The following is an 18,716-nucleotide window of genomic DNA, read 5'->3' as shown; positions in this document are numbered from 1 at the left end:
CTGACGGTCGCGGCGCCCTCGTGTCAGCCACCGCCGGATCAAGAACAGCCGCCTGGCCGCGGCCGGCCGGCACCGGGCGTTGGCCGCACTCACCGCTTCACCCGGGGCCCATTCCCACGACAACCGCCGACGGGAAGCCGGCGACCGCTGCCACGCGGCCCTCCGCAACCTGTTCAACCGCATGATCGGCCGGCTCCCTCACTGCCTGACCACCCGCCAGAAGCTCGACGAAGCGGTCGCCTTCGCCCCGCCGGCACTGCCACCGCTCGCAACCTCCGGTTGCCCGCGCGGCCGCCCAGGTCCCAGCCGCGGCATCCGGATCGCCTCCAGGACCGGTTCGAGCCGCGGTGAGTCACCCCTCTGCCCGGCCGTGATCACGCCTGCGCCATCCACATGGCCTCAACACCGCCGGTGCGTACGACCAGGTTTGCAGTAGCGCGGTGCCGGCTCCCGCTATGCGCTCTGTTCGCCGCCGGCGGCAGCGGTGTCCGGTTGGGCGTCCTGGTCGAGGGTGGCGGCCCAGCTGGCCAGGAGCTTGAGGCTGTCGTGGGACGGGGTGCCGGGTTCGGCGCTGAGGGCGGTGAGGGTGAGGCCGGGGTCCGTCGGGATGGGCATGGCCTCGAAGGGGAGGACGAGTTCGCCGACCGCGGGGTGGCGGAAGTGCTTGACGCCGGTCTGGTGCAGGCGCACGTCGTGCGCGGCCCACAGAGTGCGGAACTTCTCGCTGCGGGTGGAGAGTTCGCCGACGAGGTCGGTCAGGTCCCGGTTGTACGGGTCGCGTCCCGCTTCGGTGCGCAGGAGCGCCACCGCGCCGGCCGACTGGGCCTCCAGGTGGGGCAGGAAGTCGGCCGCGCCGGGGTTGAGGAACTCGTACCGGGCGAGGTTCACGGGCCGGGCCGGGTCGGCGAAGACCGGGTCGTACAGGGCGCGGCCTAGCCGGTTGGTGGCCAGGATGTCCAGGCGGCCGTTGCGGATGAAGGCCGGGGCTTCGGTCATCGCGTCGAGCAGGTGCTGCAGGCTCGCACGGATCGGCTGCGGCGCCCGCCGGCGGGGCGCGCGGCGGGTGGTGTTCGCGGTGCGCGCGAGGTCGTCGAGGTGGGCGCGCTCGGCCTCGTCGAGCTGGAGGGCGCGGGCGAGGGAGTCGATGACGGTCTCGGAGACGCCGGAGAGGTTGCCGCGCTCCAGGCGGGCGTAGTACTCGGCGCTGACGCCGGCGAGCAGCGCGACCTCTTCCCTGCGCAGCCCCTTGACGCGCCGGTTGCCGGTGAAGGCGGGCAGCCCCGCCTGCTGAGGCGTGATCTTGGCACGGCGGCTGGTCAGGAACTCGCGTACCTCGCTCCGGTTGTCCATGCCCTTGAGGCTACGTCGGCTTCCGCGACCGTGGGGTGTACTGCCAGTACACGTATCAACGAGCCCTTCCACGCGCGTGTGACCTGCGGTTCCATCGGTTGTGGCGCGATCGGCGCCAGGCCGGCCGGCCCGGTCGGCGGGAACCAAGTCCGGGTGTCGGCGGCCGCGGCGTGCGGGCGGAACGAAACCCCGGCGCGGTGTCGCCCGCCCGTCTGACGGCGGGCCGATGAACACCGGCGCGCCACGTGGAAAGGACACGAACAATGACGGAGAAGACCCAGCCGGGTCCGCGGGACCTGTTCGGGGACGTCGCTCCCGCACTGGCCGGTTACAGCGAGGACGTGCTGTTCGGACAGGTATGGAAGAGCCCGGAGCTGTCCCCGAGGGATCGCAGCCTGGTGACCGTGGCCAGCCTCATCACCATCGGCAGCAGCGAGCAGCTCGGCTTCCACATCCCCTTGGCCGAGCAGAACGGCGTGACCCGGGCGGAACTCATCGAGACGATCACGCACATGGCGTTCTACGCCGGCTGGCCCAAGGCCATGTCCGCGCTGACCGTGGCCCGCGAACTGTTCCGCTCGGCCTGACCCGTCCCAACGCCGGTTCACCCCCTACGGCCGCCCTGCGACGGCCGACGCAAGGAGTACGTACCACCATGGAGATCCTCAAGAAGCCCGCGACCATGAAGCTGCCCGCCCAGTGGTTCACCGGTGACGCCTGGGCGGATGTGATCCACCGGGGCGAGGAGCCCTCCCGGGCGCGGGCCAACATGGTCCGCTTCGCCCCCGGCGCCCGCACCGCCTGGCACAGCCACGGCCTGGGCCAGACGCTGCACGTCGTGTCCGGAGCCGCCCTGATCGGCACCCGGGACGGCGTGATCATCGAGGCCCACCCGGGCGACACCATCGGCTGCCCGCCCGGCGAGGAACACTGGCACGGCGCGAGTCCGGACCAGTTCATGGAGCACATCGCCCTGTGGGAGGGCGACGAGGTCAACTGGCTGGAGCACGTCACCGACGCCGAGTACGGCGGCCCGCGCACCAGCACCCGTACCTCCCGCTGATCACAGCCGGAGCCTGAGCGTCAGCCGGTTCCGGGGCCGGCACACCCCACATGGCGGCGGTGATCACGCACGCGGGGGTTCGCCGAGCGGAACCGCCACGTGCCTCCTCGGCAACGCCGTGACGGCCGGATCGACGCTGAGCGCCGCCGACCGGATGACCGCGACGCACTTGCCCGCACCGCCGGACGAGCTGACGGAACGGCCGACTCGTCCCCCCCCGAGCACCTGGGACCAGGCGCAGCCGCGCTCGTTCACGGCCGCCGACGACCTGCACATCTCGCCGTACCGCGGCTCGGTCACCGTCCGCATCATCCCTGCCGCACCGACCGACTGACGGAACGACGGCGACCGGCCGACCGCGGCTGCCCGGCACTCAGGCGGCTCGAAACCCCCGACTCCACAGCCCCGAACCGTATGTGACCGTGAAGGAGCGCCCCCATGGAATACACCCGTCTCGGCACCACCGGGCTGAAGGTGAGCCGGCTCGCCCTCGGCTGCATGAGCTACGGCGACCCGACCGTCCCCCGTGCCCACCCCTGGGCGCTGACCGAGGACAAGGCCGCGCCGTTCTTCCGGCAGGCCGTCGAGCTGGGCATCACCTTCTGGGACACCGCCAACGTCTACCAGGCCGGAACCTCCGAGGAGATCGTCGGCCGCGCCATCACGAAGTACTCCCGGCGCGAGGACATCGTCCTCGCCACCAAGGTCCGCGGCCCCATGCACGACGGTCCCGGCGGTGCGGGACTGTCCCGCAAGGCGATCCTGGAACAGGTCGACGCCTCCCTGGTACGGCTGGGCACGGACTACATCGACCTCTACCAGATCCACCGCTTCGACGACGATGTACCGGTCGAGGAGACGATGGCGGCGCTGCACGACGTCGTCAAGGCCGGAAAGGTCCGCTACCTCGGCGCCTCGTCGATGTACGCCTGGCAGTTCGCCAAGCTCCAGCACGCCGCCGACCTGGGCGGATGGACCCGCTTCGGGTCCATGCAGAACCAGTACAACCTCCTGCGCCGCCAGGACGAACCCGAACTCATGGCCATGTGCCGCGACATGGGCGTGGGACTGGTCCCCTACTCCCCGAACGGCAAGGGCCGCCTCGCCCGCCCCGTCGGCGAACAGAGCACCCGCTCCCGCACCGACCACGTCGTGCAGTCCTTCGACAGCGAGTACGACGAGCCGGTCATCAACGCCGTGCAGCAGCTCGCCGAAGCCCGACGCGTGCCCATGGCCCAGATCGCCCTCGCCTGGGTGCTGCGCAACCCGCTGGTCTCGGCGCCCATCGTCGGAGCCACCCGGCCCCACCACCTTCGGCAGGCAGTCGACGCGCTCGCCCTACGGCTGTCGGACGAGGAAGCGGCAGTCCTGGAGAAGCCGTACACCAACGCCGGGCCTTCCTGGTTCTGACCACGCGAACACGGCCGAACTCCTCAGCAACGGAAAGGCGTTCAGAACGTCATGCGATACCGCACCCTCGGCAACTCCGGTCTCGCCGTGTCCGAACTGGCGCTCGGCACCATGTACTTCGGCAGCGAGAACACCGAAGACGAGGCATTCGCCCTGCTCGATGCCTTCACCGAGGTCGGCGGCACCCTGCTCGACACGTCCGACGTCTACTCCGGCAGCCTCTCCGAACAGATCATCGGCCGCTGGCTGGCCGCCCGCCCGAGCGAGGTCACCGACCGCGTCGTCCTCGCCACCAAGGGCCGCTTCACCACCGGTCCCGACGTCAACGACCTGGGCCTGTCCCGACGCCACCTGCACCGCGCGCTGGACGCCTCCCTGCGCCGGCTCGGCGTGGAGACCGTCGACCTCTACCAGATGCACGGCTGGGACGCACACACCCCCGTCGAGGAGACCCTCTCCTTCCTCGACGACGCCGTCCGCGCCGGGAAGATCCACTACGCGGGTCTGTCGAACTTCACCGGCTGGCAGCTCCAGCTGACCGTCTCGACCGCCAGGGCGATGGGAGTCCAGGTCCCGCTCACCCTTCAGCAGCAGTACAGCCTGCTGTCCCGGGAGAGCGAGTACGAGATGGTCCCTGCCGCGCTGCACAACAAGATCGGCCTGCTGCCGTGGTCACCGCTGGCCGGTGGCTTGCTCACCGGGAAGTACGAGCGCGGTACGACCCCGGCGTCGGGCACCCGCGCCGGGTCCGCGAACGAGCTGTACCAGTGGGTGTCGGCCGAGTACGCCGCTGCCGACCGCAACTGGGCCACGATCGACGAGGTCGTCCGCATCGCCAAGGAGACCGGCGCCACCCCCGCCCAGGTCGCCCTGCGCTGGATCGCCGACCGCTCCGGTGTCGTCGCCCCCGTCTTCGGCGCCCGCACCCTGCAGCAACTCCACGACGGCCTCGGCGCGGTCGCCCTCACCCTGGACGACGAGGCCACCGCCGCCCTCGACAAGGTCAGCGCGCCCACGCCGGGCGGCTACCCCTACGGCGCGTTCGGCACCAGCCAGCGCGACCGCCGGCTCCAGGGCGGCCCCCAAGCCCTCGGCGACCTCGTCGGCAACGGCTCCGACCACCCCACCGGCCGCCTGTAGAGGAAGGATCTCTACTTCTGGGACGACCGTGGTGGGGACGGGCCCGGCGGTCAGCCGCTGTGGTCGACGAGGGTCTTGAGGTCGGTCACGGTGTAGGCGAGGTCGAAGTGGAATCCCCTGCCGACGCGCTGGATGGCCAGGTCGGCGAGTTCCTCGCCGCGGGCGGGGAGGAAGGCGAGGTCGGCGGTGCCCACCCAGGCGTCGCTGATCGCGGTGTTGTCCAGGACGGACATGACCAGTTCGTGGACGGCCGGCTTGTCGTGCAGTCCGGCGGCCAGGCGGGGGAAGTGCCGCAGGTTGACCACGGGGCGGTTCATCAGGGCGGTGGGGTCGGGGACCTCCTGCTCGAGGGTGATCTCGGCTTCGGCGATGCGCTGTCCGGCGGAGGACGCGGTGGCGCCGAACCGTCCGCCCGGACCGAGGACCGGGGTGCCGGGTCCGCCGACGGAGTAGGCGCGCGTCTGGTGGACGGTGCCGAGCTTCTTGGGGAAGCCCTGGACCCAGCCGCGGGCCATCGCGGAGTCGTTGTCGACGTAGATGTACGGGCACCAGGCCACCGGCGTGTCGTGGTGGCGGGCGTCCAGGGTGACCAGGAACTCGCGGTACTGCGAGCGTGCGGGGTCCAGGTACTCCAGGTCCGTGGCGGAGTACTGCCAGTCGATGAACATCGCGACGCCGCGGCCGGCGGAGTCAGGGTCGGGGGTCAGGCCCTCCGGCAGGGTCGCCGCGGCGGCCGCGGGGTCGGCGAAGAACTCCACGCCCACCACGGTGCCGGCGTAGTGCCACGGCGGAGCGGGCGCCAGGTTCGCGATGCCACGGGGAGAGAGGGGGACGGTGTAGCCCTTCATGTCACGTCCTTGGGGGAGACGGGAGGAAACGATACGTATCGTTTCGTCGACGTCCACGACCGTAGCACGCCTTGACCCCAAAGTGAAACGATACGTATCGTTCAGCGCATGGCTTCTGTCTTCTCCTCGCCCCAGGCGGCCGGCGGGCCGCGCTCTCTTGCGAAGATCCTCGACGCGGCACGGGGCGTCCTGTCGGAACACGGATATCCGGCGCTGACCATCGAAGCCGTCGCGGCGGCCGCGGGCGTCGGCAAGTCCACCATCTACCGTTGGTGGCCCAACAAGGAGGCGCTCGTGGCCGACGCGCTCGCCGAGGTCTTTCGCGCCGACGACATCCCCGACCTGGGCGACACCCGCGCCGAGCTCCGCTACGCCGTCGACATGACCATCGACAACTACGCGAACGAGGACATCGCCGCCTCGCTGCCCGCACTCGCCGCCGGTCTGCTTCCCCACCCCGAACTCATGACCCGGTTCCGCGAAGCCTTCCTGTTCCGCAAGCGGGAGAACATCGCCGTCGCGCTGCGCCGCGCCGTCGGGCGGGGCGATCTGCCCGACGATCTCGACACCGACCTGGTCCAGGACATCTGGGCGGGCACCATCCTCTACCGGCGGCTCATGACCGGTTCCCCCCTCGACGCCGATCTCGCGGAACATCTCGTCCGCCTCGTCACCGACACGCCAGGAAGGCGAAGCGGCGAGAGCGACCGCGGGGGCGCCTGAGCCGGGGTGGCCGCGAGAACCCCGCGTCTTGCCCGTACCGGGTGGTGGGCGCACGCTTGTGGCATGAGCGTTCATGAGAGCCCCACGCTCATCATGTCCGTGCAGCGTGCCTTCCGGCTGCTGGAAGCGGTGAGCGCGCACGAGAACGGCGCGCCCGCGAAGCAGTTGGCGCGTGAGACGGGGCTGCCTCTGGCCACCGCCTATCACCTGCTGCGGACGATGGTCCACGACGGGTACCTGCGGAAGCTGGCCGACGGCGGATTCGTCCTCGGCGACAAGATGCAGACGCTGCACACCGCGGGTCAGACCCAGGCGCTGCTCACCCGGGTCCGGCCGACGCTCGCCGCGCTCCGTGACGAGCTGGTCACCGCCACCTACCTCACGTTCTACGAGGGGGGTGAGATCAGCGTCGCCGAGATCGTCGACGGGCCCCGCGCGCCCCGGGTCGACCTCTGGGTGGGGTTCGAGGACGCGGGGCACGCCACCGCGCTGGGCAAGTCCGTACTGCGCGAACTGGACGAGGAGTCCCGTCGTGACTACCTCTCCCGGCATGATCTCGCCGACCTGACGCCACGGACCATCACCAGCCTCCCGGAACTGCTCCGGAACCTCGACGCCTCCCCCATGGCACCGGCCGTCACAGATCTCGAGGAGTACTCACTGGGCACGGTGTGTGTCGCCGTGCCCATCTACCGGGGCGACGTCCTCGGCTCCCTCGGCGTCTCCCTCCCGGCGGAACGGCTCTCCCGGCTCCCGGAGGTCCGGGCCCGGCTGATCTCGGTCGCGGACCGCGTGACCAGAGGCCTGTCGCTCACTATCTGAAATCCCGCTCCTTGTGGCTTGTTGGCCGAACCCCTTTCCTGGATGAAACGGATAAGTCGGGCTTAAGGCTCGTACGGGTGAGGATTGCGGAAGAGACATGAGGCAGGCGCGAGACCATGGTGGCAACCACTGGCTGTTGCGGCCGCTCCGGAAACCGGTGACAGGCTTCGGGGCGCCGGTCCCCAGGCGTGCCGCCTCACAGCTGGCCGCCGGAATGCCCGTGGTGCCGGTTCTGATCGTCTCCGGCATCGCGCTCGTCGACGTCTTCGCCGGGTCGGGGATGTTCTGGCTGCCGTTGCTGGCGGCCGGGCCGGCGCTGGCCGCCAGCACCAACGGTCCCCGAGGCGTCCTGTTCGTGGGACTCCTCGCCGCGGTGCTGGGCGCGACCCTGGGGGTCAGGGAGGCCGGTCCGGGGCATGAACTGGCGGCCGTGCTCTCGGCACTGCTCGCCGTCACCCTGGCGAGCGCCCTGGCCAGCGCACTGCGCGGCCGCCGGGAACGGGTGCTCGCCGCCGTCCGCTCGGTCGCGGAGGCCGCCCAGCACGCGGTTCTCAAGCCCATCCCGGAGACCGTCGGCCCGTTCCGGGTCGCGGTCCGCTACAGCGCGGCGGCGGCGGAGGCCCGTATCGGCGGTGATCTCTACGCACTGGTGCCCACCCCGCACGGGGTCCGGCTGATCGTCGGCGACGTACGCGGCAAGGGGCTGCCGGCTGTGGAGATCGCCGCGCTCGTCCTCGGTGTCTTTCGCGAGGCCGCCTATGACGAGCCCGATCTCCTTGCCGTCGTCGGCAGGATCGAGCGGAGCCTGGCCCGCAACCTCGGGCCCGACGACTTCGTCACCGCGGTGGTCGTCGGACACCCGTGCGCCGGGCAGCTCGAGATGGTCAACTGCGGACACGCGTCGCCCCTGCTCATACCCGCGTCAGGGGGCGTCGTAGCGGTCGAGGCCAGCCGTCCGGCTCCGCCCCTCGGCCTGCGTGCCCTCGTCGGCGAGCCCCCCTGTCTGGAGATCCTGCCCTTCTCCGACGGTGATCAGCTGCTGCTCTACACCGACGGGGTCATCGAGGCCCGCGACCGCGACCGCGAGTTCTACCCGCTGGCCGAAAGGGTGGCCCGGCATGTGTCCGGCGAGCCGGAGCACATCCTCTCCGCGGTCCATGACGAACTGCTGGCGCACGTGGGCGGCCGGCTGCACGACGACGCGGCGCTGCTCCTGCTCCAGATGCAGGCTGTGGGCGAACCGGTGCCGTCCGCATCGGAGGTACAGGGAACGGCCGTCCCGGAATCGGCATCGGAACCTGGCGCCGGACCGGAAGGGGAACCCGGATCCGGACCTGGACCGGAAGGGCATGACGGCCGCGGGACCGTCTCCGTGGTGTCGCGCAGCCGGTCCGCCACCGGCGGCCCGGACGGTGGAAGGCGCTGGTCGGCCCAGCGGACGGACGCCGCGTTCTCCTCGGGACCCGGCCGCTGACGGGAAGGGAACCTGCGCAGGCCCCCGCCTCCTCACACCGCGACGAGATCCGCCCACCGGGTGACCGCGCCGGGACGCACATGGATGCCGTACCGAGTCGCCAGCGCGTGCACGATGCCCTCGCCCCGGCCGTGCTCGTCCGGGTCGATCCCCGCGGGCGGCTGTCCCGCCGTACGCGCGGGACCCGCGTCGGTGACCTCGATGCGCAGGGTGCCGAGTCCGGCGTCGCGCATCCACGAAAGCCGCAGCACCGCCGGGGGCAGGGCATGCACCATCGCGTTGGTGAGCAGTTCCGATATCACCAGCAGCGCGTCCTCGACGACGTCCGGGGACACCTTCCAGGTGGCCAGGACTGCGGCCGCCCGTCGACGTACGTCCGGGACGGCACCGGCGACGGGCGGCATCGGGAAGACGTATTCGCTTGCCCCCCGCACCCGCGTGTTGAGCTGTACCGCCATCTCGTGTCTCCAGGGGTGAGGGCCTCAGGCCCCGCATCACGAGCCTCGGCACGTTGCCGGGCCTGATAGCACGCTAAGGAGCCTCGCCGGGTCGGTCAATGAACGTGGGTCGGCATTACCGAACGGAACCTCCCGGGCCGGCGCCGCGGCGCCCTGTGCACGTACGGCAGACCTTCCGATACGGTAATAGGCTCGATTCATGACCGGTCCGGTCCAGTCCATCGAACGGGCGGCCGCGATTCTGCGCCTGCTCGCCGGTGGGCCCCGCCGACTCGGGCTCGGAGAGGTGGCGGCCTCCCTCGGGCTGGCCAAGGGCACCGCCCACGGCATTCTGCGCACGCTCCAGCACGTGGATTTCGTGGAGCAGGACGCGGCGACCGGCAAGTACCAGCTCGGAGCCGCCCTGCTGCATCTGGGCACGAGTTATCTCGACGTCAACGAGTTGCGGTCCCGATCCATCAACTGGGCCGACGCCCTGGCCGCCCGCAGCGGGGAGGCGGTGCGCCTGGGCACCCCCCTGGAAGGCATGGTCCTGGTCGTCCACCACGTGTTCCGGCCGGACGACACGCTCCAGACCCTGGACGTGGGCTCGCTGCTGCCGCTGCACGCCTCCTCGCTGGGCAAGGTGCTGCTGGCGTACGGGACCGCGCCCTTCGAGTCCGCCCTGGATTCGGGCCTGGAGGCGTACACCAGGCACACCCTGGTCACCCGGGAGCAGCTCACCCGGGCACTCGCCGAGGTCCGGGAGGTGGGCTGGGCCGCCGAGATACAGGAAATGAGCATGGGCGAGGCCGGGCTCGCCGTGCCGATCCGCGGGCACGGCGGCCTTGTCGTCGGTGCCATCGGACTGTCCGGCCCGGTCGAGCGGGTCTGTGACAGCCAGGGCCACCCCCGGCCCGCCCTGATCACACTGATCCGGGAGGCCGCACGGGCGATCTCCAGAGACCTGGGCGCCGCCCGCTGGTGAACCCCCTGGCCCCGCGCTCACTCCGCGACCCATCGGAAGGCGGACCCGATCATGGTGGAACGGTATGTGATGTCCATCGATCAGGGCACCAATTCCACACGATGCATCCTGTTCGACCGGGGCGGGCGGCTGGTGTCCGTCGCGCAGCGCGAGCACCAGCAGCACTTCCCCAAACCGGGCTGGGTCGAGCACGACGCCGTGGAGATCTGGCAGAACCTGCGACGTGTGGTGTCCGAGGCCCTGTCCGGAGCCGGCACGGCCGTCGACGCGGCGCAGGTCGCCGCCATCGGTCTGGCCAACCAGCGGGAGACGACGGTGCTCTGGGACCGCCGTACGGGCACCCCGCTGGGCCGGGCGCTCGTCTGGCAGGACACGCGCACGGCGCCGCTGGTCGAGGAGCTCAGGGAACGGCCCGGGGAGGAGTTCTTCCTCGACCGGTGCGGGCTGCCGCCCTCCACCTACTTCTCGGCACTGCGGCTCCGCTGGCTGTTCGACCACGTCAAGGGCCTGGAACAGCGTGCGAAGGACGGCGAGGTGCTGTTCGGCACGATGGAGAGCTGGCTGATCTGGAACCTCACCGGGGCTGCCGACGGCGGTCTGCACATCACCGACGCCACCAACGCCAGCCGCACCATGCTGATGAACATCCGCACGCTCACCTGGGACGAGGAACTCCTGGCGTTCTTCGGCGTCCCCCGGCCGATGCTGCCCGCGATCCGCTCCAACGCGGAGACCTACGGCGAAGCCCGCTCGGTGCTTTCCGGCGTGCCCATCACCGCCGCACTCGGCGACCAGCAGGCGGCGCTCTTCGGCCAGACCTGCTTCTCCCCGGGCGAAGCCAAGTGCACCTACGGCACGGGCAGCTTTCTGCTGCTCAACACCGGTACCGACGTCATCCGGTCCCGGCACGGACTGCTCACGACGGTCGCCTACAAGATCGGGGACCGGGCACCCGTCTACGCCCTGGAAGGGTCGATAGCCGTCACCGGCGCCCTGGTCCAGTGGTTCCGCGACCGGCTGGGGCTGATCAACAGCGCGCCGGAGATCGAGACACTCGCGCGGACCGTCGAGGACAACGGCGGCTGCTACATCGTCCCCGCCTTCTCCGGCCTGTTCGCCCCCCGCTGGCGCAGCGACGCGCGCGGCGTCATCGTCGGCCTCACCTCCTACATCACCAGCGGGCACCTGGCCCGGGCCGTCCTGGAGGCCACGGGCTGGCAGACGCGCGAGGTCGTCGACGCCATGAACGCCGACTCCTCGGTGCCGCTGAAGGAGCTGAAGGTGGACGGCGGCATGACGGCGGACAACCTGCTCATGCAGTTCGTCGCCGATGTGCTCGACGTGCCCGTCGTACGGCCCATGGTCTCCGAGACGGTCTCCCTGGGGGCCGGGTACGCCGCCGGGCTCGCCGCGGGCTACTGGCCGGACCTCGAGGTCCTGCGCCGCAACTGGCACCCGGCCGCCCGATGGCTGCCGGGAATGGACCCCGGCCACCGGGAGTCGGAGTACGACAACTGGCAGCGGGCCGTCGAACGGTCGCTGGGCTGGATAAGACGGCCCGGGTCTCCCTGAGCACCGACTTCGGTGGGGACCGCCGGGTCACAGACGCAGCGTGTTGCGGTTGGTGCGTACGGAAACCCGCGAAGGGCTTTGGGGTGAATTTCCTTTCCGTTATCTGTTTTTCACCACCCGGTTATCACGTCTCCTTTCCGAGTCCTGTCCGCTTCCCTTCGGCCTTATGTTGGCACGGTGGAAGCCGGTCGTGACGGCCCCTAACGTTCTTTCGTGGGCGCTTTCGTGCATGAGAAGCGAGCGAAGAGCGAAGGGGGAACATGTCAGTATTTCCGTCCAGTGAAATGGCCGTGAAGGTCTTCAGCAGTTTGTTCGCCGTATTGCTGGAGGACGACGATTTCGTGGCGCGGGCCCGGCAGGAAGGCCTGTCCGTCCGGCTCGTCCACACGAGGCCCGACTGCGAGATCTTCGTGGCACCGCAGGGCGTCCGCGTCGGCGAGGAGCAGGCGGGGCCGGCGGCGATCACGCTCCGGATGTCCTGCGACACGGCCCACGCGCTGTGGATGGGGCAGCTCATGGTGCCCGTTGCCATCGCCACGGGCCGGCTCCGGATCCGCGGCAAGGTCGCCAAGGTGCTGGAACTGGTGCCGATGCTGCGCCCCGCGTTCGACCGGTACCCCGAGATCGCGGCCGCCGCCGGCATCGCCGCGTGAACCGTTGCCGGGCGACCCGTCCCGAACACCGAACCAACGCACAAGGAGTGACACGCACGTGAACACCGCTCTCTCCGAATCCGTGTCCGAGGCCGCGCTGAACTTCGACGTACTCCCGGAGGGTGTCGAGCAGTTCAGGGCGGCCGCCAGGGAATTCGCCCGGAACGTCGTCAAACCCCGCGTCCAGGAACTGGACCAGAAACCGGCGGCGCATTTCGACTGGGACCTCGTCGGTCACGGCCACCGGGTCGGTCTCACCCGCGCGGCGATTCCGAAGGAATACGGCGGTCTGGGGGTGGGGATGCTGGGCGTCGCCACCGCGCTGGAGGAGGTCGCCGCGGCCTGCCCGGGCACGGCACTGATCTTCGGGGCCACCCTGCTCGGCCAGGCGCCGATCCTGCTTTCCGGCGATCCGCGCCTCCAGGCCCGCTTCCTGCCCCTGTTCTCCGGCGACGAACCGGTCCTCGCCTGCAACGCGGTCACCGAGGAGGACGCGGGCTGCGACCTCATCGTCCCCGACCATGCCGAGCACGCGCGCAACGTCACCACCGCCCGCAGGGACGGCGACGAGTACGTGCTGACGGGCCGCAAGCGGTTCATCACCAACGCGAAGGTCGCCGCGTTCGCCTCCGTGTTCGCCAACATGGCGGGCAGCCCGGGGGCGACCGGGCTCACCTCCTTCATCGTCCCCCTCGACCTTCCCGGTGTGGTCCGCGGGCCCGTGGCGGACAAGATGGGATACCGCGCCTGCCTGGGCAGCGAGCTGGAGTTCCACGACGTCCGGGTGCCCGCCGAGTACATGATCGGCGCGGAGGGCGAGGGCATGGCCATCAACATGGCGCAGAGCAACATGGCGCGCGCCGCGGTGGCCGGCATCTCCACGGGGGTGGCGCGCAGCGCCCTGGAACAGGCCATCGCCTGGTGCGGTGAACGGGTCCAGGGCGGGCGGCACCTCAAGGACCAGCAGTTCACGGCGGCGAAGCTGGCCGGCATGGCCGCCAAGGTCGACGCCGCCCGCCTGCTGTACCTGCGTGCGGCGGACAAGGTCGACAACGAGCTGCCGCCGCCGGTCTACGAACCGGCCGCGGCCAAGCTGTTCGCGGACCGGACCGCGATCGACGTGGCGGAGACGGCCCTCTCCCTGCTCGGCGCGCGCGGCTATCTGCGCTCCTACGGCGTGGAGAAGATGATGCGGGACGCGCTGGGCACCCGGATCTACGAGGGCACCCCCGAGGTCCTGGCACTCGCCGTCACCGACAGCCTCTACGCAGAGAAGGACGAGTGGTGAGCGCCGCCGGCCGAGCCGCCGGCCCCGCCTTACGCGGCACCTTCGCCCCGGAGCCCGCCGGCAACGGGGACCCCCGCGCCCGGCGCTACGCCCGGGACATCATCAGGCTCCACGACCGGCTCAGCTACCGGCGGCTGCCCTCGGAGTTCAGGGGCGACCCGCTCTCCCTCGTCGAGGACCCGCACGGCGCACTGGTCACCGTCACGGGCCGCGACGGCCAGTTCCCCTCCCGCTACCTCAAGGGGATGCTGGGGTTCCGCCTGGCCCAGTACCTCCGGCTGGACTGGATCTCCGCCGCGGCGGTCCACCGTACCGCCGCGTTCCACGAACCACTGCCGCACTCGCCCGTGGAGAACATCCACACCGTCACCCTGTGCGCCCGCTCCGGGAAGATCCGCGGCTATGTGGGACTGGCCTGCTCGGCCGACACCGAGAGCCTGCCCCTGGACTCCGCGTGCCGTACCCCGTTCCCGACGGAGGCGGCGCACGGCATCGACCTGCTGGGCCGGTACGCACGGCCCGGCCTGGGCACCCACCAGGCCTTCGAGTTCAAACGGTTCCTGCGGGACCAGACGATGCCACGGGACGAGCAGCACACCCGTGTCCCCTGGCACCTCATGCTCGGCATCGGCGAGGCGCTGCTCCGACTGGGCGACGACGTGCGCGTCGTGCTGGGCGACGCCAAGGAGCACGTCGCCCTGCGCCATCTGCGGCTGGTCGGCTTCGACCTGCACGTCGTCGAGGGCACGTCGCCGTGCCTCGCCGAATCGGATCCCATGGCGCCGATCTACCGGCAGACGGTCGTGGCCAAGCCGTTCGTCGCCCCGGTGCCCGCGGACATGACCTGGTACCGCGACGTGGTCCGCTCCTACCTCGACGGAACGAGCGACCTGGCCTCGTGGCAGGCCGTGATCGCCACGCTGGCGGCACGCAGGAGGCGTACGGGACAGCGTCCCGATCCCGCACGAGGAGGGGTTCGCAGGTGACGAACGGCGACAGGGATCCGCTGTCCGAGACGGCCAAAGGGCCCGCGGCGAAAGCCGGGTTCTACGCCGAACTGACCGCCCGCAACGCCGGGGTGGTGCCCGGGGCCGACCAGCGGGCGCTGCGCACGGCCACCGTCCTGGTGGCCGGCTGCGGGTCGATCGGGGGCGCCGCCGTCGAACCACTGACACGGCTCGGCCTGCAGAAATTCGTGCTCGCCGACCCTGGGACGTACGAACTCAACAATCTCAACCGGCAGTCGGCGACCGTCGCCGACCTCGACCGGAACAAGGCCTCGCTGGCCGGGGACCGGGTACGGGCGATCAACCCCCACGCCTCGGTCGAGGTCTTCACCGAAGGGGTCACCCCGGGGACCGCCGAGAAGCTGACGGCCTCCTGCCAGGTGATCATCGACGGGGTGGACGTCACCACCCCCGAGGGGTGGCGGGCCAAACTCCTGCTGCACCGCCATGCCGTGCGGCGCCGGCTGCCTCTGATCACCGGCTGGGACATGGCAGGCACCCAGTACGTCCGCTGCTACGACTACCGCCACATCCGCGAACCGTTCGCGGGGGCCATCGGCCCGCACGACACGGACCGCTACGACATGTGGGACCTGCTGCGCCGGGCCGTGCCGTTGCGGCACGTGCCGACCGACATGCTGGCCGAGATCCGGGCCAACCATGCCCGGACCGACTACAGCTTTCCGCAGGTCGCCTACACGGCCATGGCGTTCGGCGTGATCAGCTCCCACATGGTGGTACGGCTGCTGGCCGGGCAGCGGGTGCGGCCCGAGGTCCGTCTCGATGTGCACCAGAAGACCAGGCCGCTCGGGGAGCGGTGGCGCACCCGGGCGCGATGGCCGGTGGAACTGGGGGCGCTGCTGCCGGAACTCCTGCGCCTGGCCCGTCGTGCCGGCGCGGACCGGACCCCGCCGGCCGCGGTGGACCGCGACGCGGCCCCGTGACGCAGGCCGGGCGAGGTCATGCCCCCTGCACCCGCGCAGCCATTCCGACCACGGAGGTGGACATGAGTGTTCGGCAACGGAACGTGCTGTGGACGTTCCTCTGCTGTGGCCTGGGCGTGGCCATGGTGTCGCTCGACAACCTCGTCGTCATCACGGCCCTGCCGTCGATCCGCGGGGACCTCGGCGGGAGCATCCAGCAGCTGGAGTGGACCGTCAACGCCTACACCCTCACCTACTCGGTGCTGATGCTGACCGGTGCGGCCCTCGGGGACAGGTTCGGCCGGCGGCGGATGTTCGGCATCGGGATGGGCGTCTTCGTCGTCGCGTCGGCCGGCGCCGCGCTCGCCCCCGGCATCGGCGCCCTGATCGCCGCGCGCGCCGTGCAGGGCCTGGGCGCCGCGCTGTTGATGCCGCTGAACCTGACGATCCTCACGGACGCGGCGCCCGTCCGGCGGCGCGGTGCCCTGCTGGGCGCGATGAGCGCCGTGGAGGGCGTGGCGATCGCCATGGGCCCGCTCCTCGGCGGAGCCGTGGTGGAGCACCTGAGCTGGCAGTGGATCTTCTGGATCAATGAGCCGATCGGCGCGGTGGTGCTGCCGGTCGCCCGCTGGAAGCTCGCCGAGAGCCACGGCCCCAGCCCCCGCCTGGACCTGCTGGGCACGGTCCTGGCCAGTGCCGGGCTCTTCGGGATCGTCTTCGGCATCATCAACGGTCACGCGGACCACTGGACCAGCGTTCGCGTCCTGTTGTCGCTGGCGGGCGGCGCGGCCCTCCTGGTCGCCTTCGTCCGCTGGGAGCGGCGTGCCGAACACCCCATGTTCCCGATGAAGTTGTTCCGCCACCGGACGTTCAGTGCGATGAACGTCGCCGGGCTGCTGATGTTCGCCGGCATGTTCGGGTCGGTCTTCCTGCTCACCCAGTTCCTCCAGGGGCCACGGGGCTACACACCCCTGGAGGCGGGTCTGCGGATCCTCCCGTGGACCGCGGTGCCCGTTTTCGTCGCCCCCCTGGTGGGCCTGGTCTCCGACCGCGTCGGCGGCCGGACCATCGTCGCGCTCGGTCTGGCCTTCCAGGCCCTCGGACTGGGGTGGATCGCCGCCCGTGTCTCGCCCGGGGTTCCCTATCCGTCGCTGATTCCCGCACTGGTCCTGTGCGGTCTGGGAATGACCTTCTACTTCTCGCCCACCGCGAACATGGTGATGAGCGCGGTCGACGCGGGGGAGCGCGGCATGGCCTCCGGGGCGATCAGCGCGCTGCGCGAACTCGGCGGGGTGCTCGGTATCGCGGTGCTCGCCTCGGTGTTCTCCGCGCACGGAGACCTGACGACGGCGGACCGGTTCACGGACGGCATGGTTCCGGCGGTGTGGACCGGCGTGGCCCTGATCGCCTGCGGAGCGCTGGCGGTCCTGCTGGTACCGCGGCGCCCCCGCGACGGCCGCTCCGCCGGCCCCGAACCGGCCGTGCCGGGGTGCGTGGGTGACCTGGTGTGAGGGGGACGGCGATGAACTCACCGATCAGGATCCTGCTGGTGGACGACCGGTCCATCGCCCGCACCGGAATCCGGTCCGTCCTCGACGAGGACGGCGGTATCGAGGTGGTCGGAGAGGTGGCCGACCGTGCGAGCGCGGTGGGGAAGGCCCGCGAACTCCGACCGCATCTGCTGCTCGCCGGCGCCCTTGCGGGCCCCGCCGACGCCGTGGAACTGGTCGAGGAACTGTCCGAGTGCTGCGGCGGAAGGGTGCCCGGTGTCCTGCTCATGGCCCACGAGGGGGGCCCGGGTGCCCGGCGGGCCCTGCGGGCCGGAGTGCACGGAGTCGTACTCCACCGCGTCACCCCGGAACAGCTGCTGTCCGCGATTCACGTCGTGGCGGCCGGATACCGGATCTTCTTCGACGACGAGGGGCCCGCGGCGGGCGGCGACGGCCGGTTTCCCGAGGCCGCGGAATTCCCTGGCGTCCCAATGGAGGGGGCGGCGGGATTCGAGTCGCTGACCCGGCGCGAGCGGGAGGTGTTCCGGCTGCTGGCCCAGGGGCTGAGCAATACGGAGATCTCCGCCGTGCTGGTGCTGAGCGAAAACACCGTGAAATCCCATGTGCAACGGCTGCTGGAAAAACTCAACCTGCGCAACCGGGTGCACGCGGTCATCCACGCCTATCGGATGGGCCTGATGGCACCGCCCTGCCGGGAGCCCGTACGGCGGCGGACCGGCTCCAGCGCTCCGGGGGCGCTCCAGTGAGCCTGCGGTGCTCCGCGCGAGCCCTGTTGAGCGCACGGCGCTCAACAGGGCTCGTTTCGTTGGCCGTTGTGAAGATCAGTCGCTGGATTCGAGGAGATATCCCCGTCCGTTGGCGGTCCTGATACGCAGTCCGAGGGCGACCACCTTGCGGCGGATTCTCATGATGTGCAGGTCCAGGGCGTTCTGGCTGGCCGTGCCGCGCCGCGCATGGAGCAGGGCGATCAGCTCGTGCCGGGCCACCAGGGTGCCGTACCGCTCGACCAGCGGCTGCAGCAGGTTCATCTGGGTCGCCGACACGGGCACCATCCGGGTGCCGTACCGGAGCAGCCCGTCCTGGTCGAGGACGGGGATCCGGTGCGTGCCAGCTCTGGCCCGGAGCGCCGCGACCCGGGCGGCGAAGTCGGCCCGGCTGACCGGCGCCCGGATCCAGTCCTCCCGCGAGTCGCTGGGAACCGGTGGAGTCGCGCCGTTCTCCACCACGAGGAGCCGGAGGGTTCCCCGGCGCCGCAACTGCTCCAGTTCCTGCACCTCGACCGGCCAGCGCAGGACACGTACGTCCTGAGTGGCTGAGAATAACTGCCCCTCACTGTATTGAGGCACGAATTGACTTCCCCTTTCGGATGGGTGGAATAATGCGGGGTCCTGTTGGCTTCGCTTCCCCTGCGGCATTACTACCTCACTATGCAGGGGGTCCAAGCGTCGCTGCAACAACTGCATTAGAGGGCGCGCTGCCAGGGTATCTGCATAAAATAGGACAGGTG

20 protein-coding genes are annotated in these 18,716 nt (G+C 70.7%); 16 read left to right on the top strand and 4 right to left on the bottom strand.

Going from position 1 to position 18,716, the window contains the following annotated elements; genetic code table 11:
• Positions 1–453 precede the first annotated feature (453 nt).
• Entirely contained in the window at positions 454–1,350 is an 897-nt protein-coding gene (locus tag KVT45_RS02665) for a helix-turn-helix transcriptional regulator (RefSeq protein WP_217544788.1), read from the bottom strand.
• 263 nt (positions 1,351–1,613) lie between these two features.
• On the opposite strand from KVT45_RS02665, the gene KVT45_RS02660 reads away from it, so the two are divergent.
• The 5 genes from KVT45_RS02660 (at position 1,614) to KVT45_RS02640 (ending at position 4,963) form a co-directional block, all read left to right on the top strand.
• Positions 1,614–1,937, top strand: coding sequence for a carboxymuconolactone decarboxylase family protein (locus KVT45_RS02660; RefSeq protein ID WP_217544787.1), 324 nt, complete (start codon positions 1,614–1,616; stop codon positions 1,935–1,937).
• 68 nt (positions 1,938–2,005) lie between these two features.
• Complete coding sequence (locus KVT45_RS02655) at positions 2,006–2,413, top strand: cupin domain-containing protein (protein WP_217544786.1); 408 nt, start codon at positions 2,006–2,008, stop codon at positions 2,411–2,413.
• A gap of 118 nt (positions 2,414–2,531) precedes the next feature.
• Positions 2,532–2,747 (top strand): hypothetical protein, encoded by a 216-nt coding sequence (locus KVT45_RS02650; protein WP_217544785.1) that lies wholly within the window; start codon positions 2,532–2,534, stop codon positions 2,745–2,747.
• Positions 2,748–2,851: 104 nt separating this feature from the next.
• Entirely contained in the window at positions 2,852–3,823 is a 972-nt protein-coding gene (locus KVT45_RS02645; protein WP_217544784.1) for an aldo/keto reductase, read from the top strand.
• Positions 3,824–3,874: 51 nt separating this feature from the next.
• Positions 3,875–4,963 (top strand): aldo/keto reductase, encoded by a 1,089-nt coding sequence (locus KVT45_RS02640; RefSeq protein ID WP_217544783.1) that lies wholly within the window; start codon positions 3,875–3,877, stop codon positions 4,961–4,963.
• A gap of 50 nt (positions 4,964–5,013) precedes the next feature.
• Here KVT45_RS02640 and KVT45_RS02635 read toward each other — a convergent pair whose 3' ends face one another.
• On the bottom strand, positions 5,014–5,811 hold the full coding sequence (locus tag KVT45_RS02635) for an acetoacetate decarboxylase family protein (RefSeq protein WP_217544782.1): 798 nt from the start codon (positions 5,809–5,811) through the stop codon (positions 5,014–5,016).
• A gap of 108 nt (positions 5,812–5,919) precedes the next feature.
• Here KVT45_RS02635 and KVT45_RS02630 point away from each other — a divergent pair, with 108 nt between their 5' ends.
• From KVT45_RS02630 to KVT45_RS02620, 3 genes are all read left to right on the top strand, one after another.
• On the top strand, positions 5,920–6,534 hold the full coding sequence (locus KVT45_RS02630) for a TetR/AcrR family transcriptional regulator (RefSeq protein WP_217544781.1): 615 nt from the start codon (positions 5,920–5,922) through the stop codon (positions 6,532–6,534).
• Positions 6,535–6,597: 63 nt separating this feature from the next.
• Complete coding sequence (locus tag KVT45_RS02625; RefSeq protein WP_217544780.1) at positions 6,598–7,356, top strand: IclR family transcriptional regulator; 759 nt, start codon at positions 6,598–6,600, stop codon at positions 7,354–7,356.
• A gap of 97 nt (positions 7,357–7,453) precedes the next feature.
• A complete protein-coding gene (locus tag KVT45_RS02620) occupies positions 7,454–8,830 on the top strand; it encodes a PP2C family protein-serine/threonine phosphatase (RefSeq protein ID WP_254646146.1) in 1,377 nt (458 codons plus the stop codon).
• Between the two features lie 32 nt (positions 8,831–8,862).
• Here the strand turns inward: KVT45_RS02620 and KVT45_RS02615 are convergent, their stop codons facing one another.
• Positions 8,863–9,288: an ATP-binding protein gene (locus KVT45_RS02615; RefSeq protein ID WP_217544779.1), complete on the bottom strand. Its 426-nt coding sequence runs from the start codon at positions 9,286–9,288 to the stop codon at positions 8,863–8,865.
• A 199-nt stretch (positions 9,289–9,487) separates the two neighbouring features.
• Here KVT45_RS02615 and KVT45_RS02610 point away from each other — a divergent pair, with 199 nt between their 5' ends.
• The 8 genes from KVT45_RS02610 (at position 9,488) to KVT45_RS02575 (ending at position 17,955) form a co-directional block, all read left to right on the top strand.
• Positions 9,488–10,255, top strand: coding sequence for an IclR family transcriptional regulator (locus tag KVT45_RS02610; protein ID WP_217544778.1), 768 nt, complete (start codon positions 9,488–9,490; stop codon positions 10,253–10,255).
• Between the two features lie 51 nt (positions 10,256–10,306).
• Positions 10,307–11,827 carry a glycerol kinase GlpK gene (gene glpK / locus KVT45_RS02605; protein ID WP_217544777.1) on the top strand — a complete coding sequence of 507 codons (1,521 nt, stop codon included), beginning with the start codon at positions 10,307–10,309 and terminating at the stop codon, positions 11,825–11,827.
• A 284-nt stretch (positions 11,828–12,111) separates the two neighbouring features.
• The gene (locus KVT45_RS02600) at positions 12,112–12,480 is read left to right on the top strand and encodes an SCP2 sterol-binding domain-containing protein (protein WP_217544776.1); all 369 of its coding nucleotides are present in this window, start codon (positions 12,112–12,114) and stop codon (positions 12,478–12,480) included.
• A gap of 58 nt (positions 12,481–12,538) precedes the next feature.
• Entirely contained in the window at positions 12,539–13,768 is a 1,230-nt protein-coding gene (locus KVT45_RS02595; RefSeq protein WP_308310625.1) for an acyl-CoA dehydrogenase family protein, read from the top strand.
• Positions 13,765–14,754 carry a hypothetical protein gene (locus KVT45_RS02590; RefSeq protein WP_217544775.1) on the top strand — a complete coding sequence of 330 codons (990 nt, stop codon included), beginning with the start codon at positions 13,765–13,767 and terminating at the stop codon, positions 14,752–14,754. The genes KVT45_RS02595 and KVT45_RS02590 overlap by 4 nt, the downstream gene beginning before the upstream one ends.
• Positions 14,751–15,719: a ThiF family adenylyltransferase gene (locus KVT45_RS02585; RefSeq protein ID WP_308310624.1), complete on the top strand. Its 969-nt coding sequence runs from the start codon at positions 14,751–14,753 to the stop codon at positions 15,717–15,719. Before KVT45_RS02590 ends, KVT45_RS02585 begins: the two co-directional genes overlap by 4 nt.
• A 62-nt stretch (positions 15,720–15,781) precedes the next feature.
• Complete coding sequence (locus KVT45_RS02580) at positions 15,782–17,209, top strand: MFS transporter (protein ID WP_217544774.1); 1,428 nt, start codon at positions 15,782–15,784, stop codon at positions 17,207–17,209.
• Positions 17,210–17,220: 11 nt separating this feature from the next.
• Positions 17,221–17,955 (top strand): response regulator transcription factor, encoded by a 735-nt coding sequence (locus KVT45_RS02575; protein WP_217544773.1) that lies wholly within the window; start codon positions 17,221–17,223, stop codon positions 17,953–17,955.
• Positions 17,956–18,030: 75 nt separating this feature from the next.
• Here KVT45_RS02575 and KVT45_RS02570 read toward each other — a convergent pair whose 3' ends face one another.
• Complete coding sequence (locus KVT45_RS02570) at positions 18,031–18,555, bottom strand: helix-turn-helix domain-containing protein (RefSeq protein ID WP_308310623.1); 525 nt, start codon at positions 18,553–18,555, stop codon at positions 18,031–18,033.
• Between the last annotated feature and the right edge of the window lie 161 nt (positions 18,556–18,716).

Source organism: Streptomyces sp. GbtcB6, from assembly GCF_019091475.1.
Taxonomy (GTDB): domain Bacteria; phylum Actinomycetota; class Actinomycetes; order Streptomycetales; family Streptomycetaceae; genus Streptomyces; species Streptomyces hyaluromycini.
This window is presented reverse-complemented; position numbering and strand designations above follow the sequence as displayed.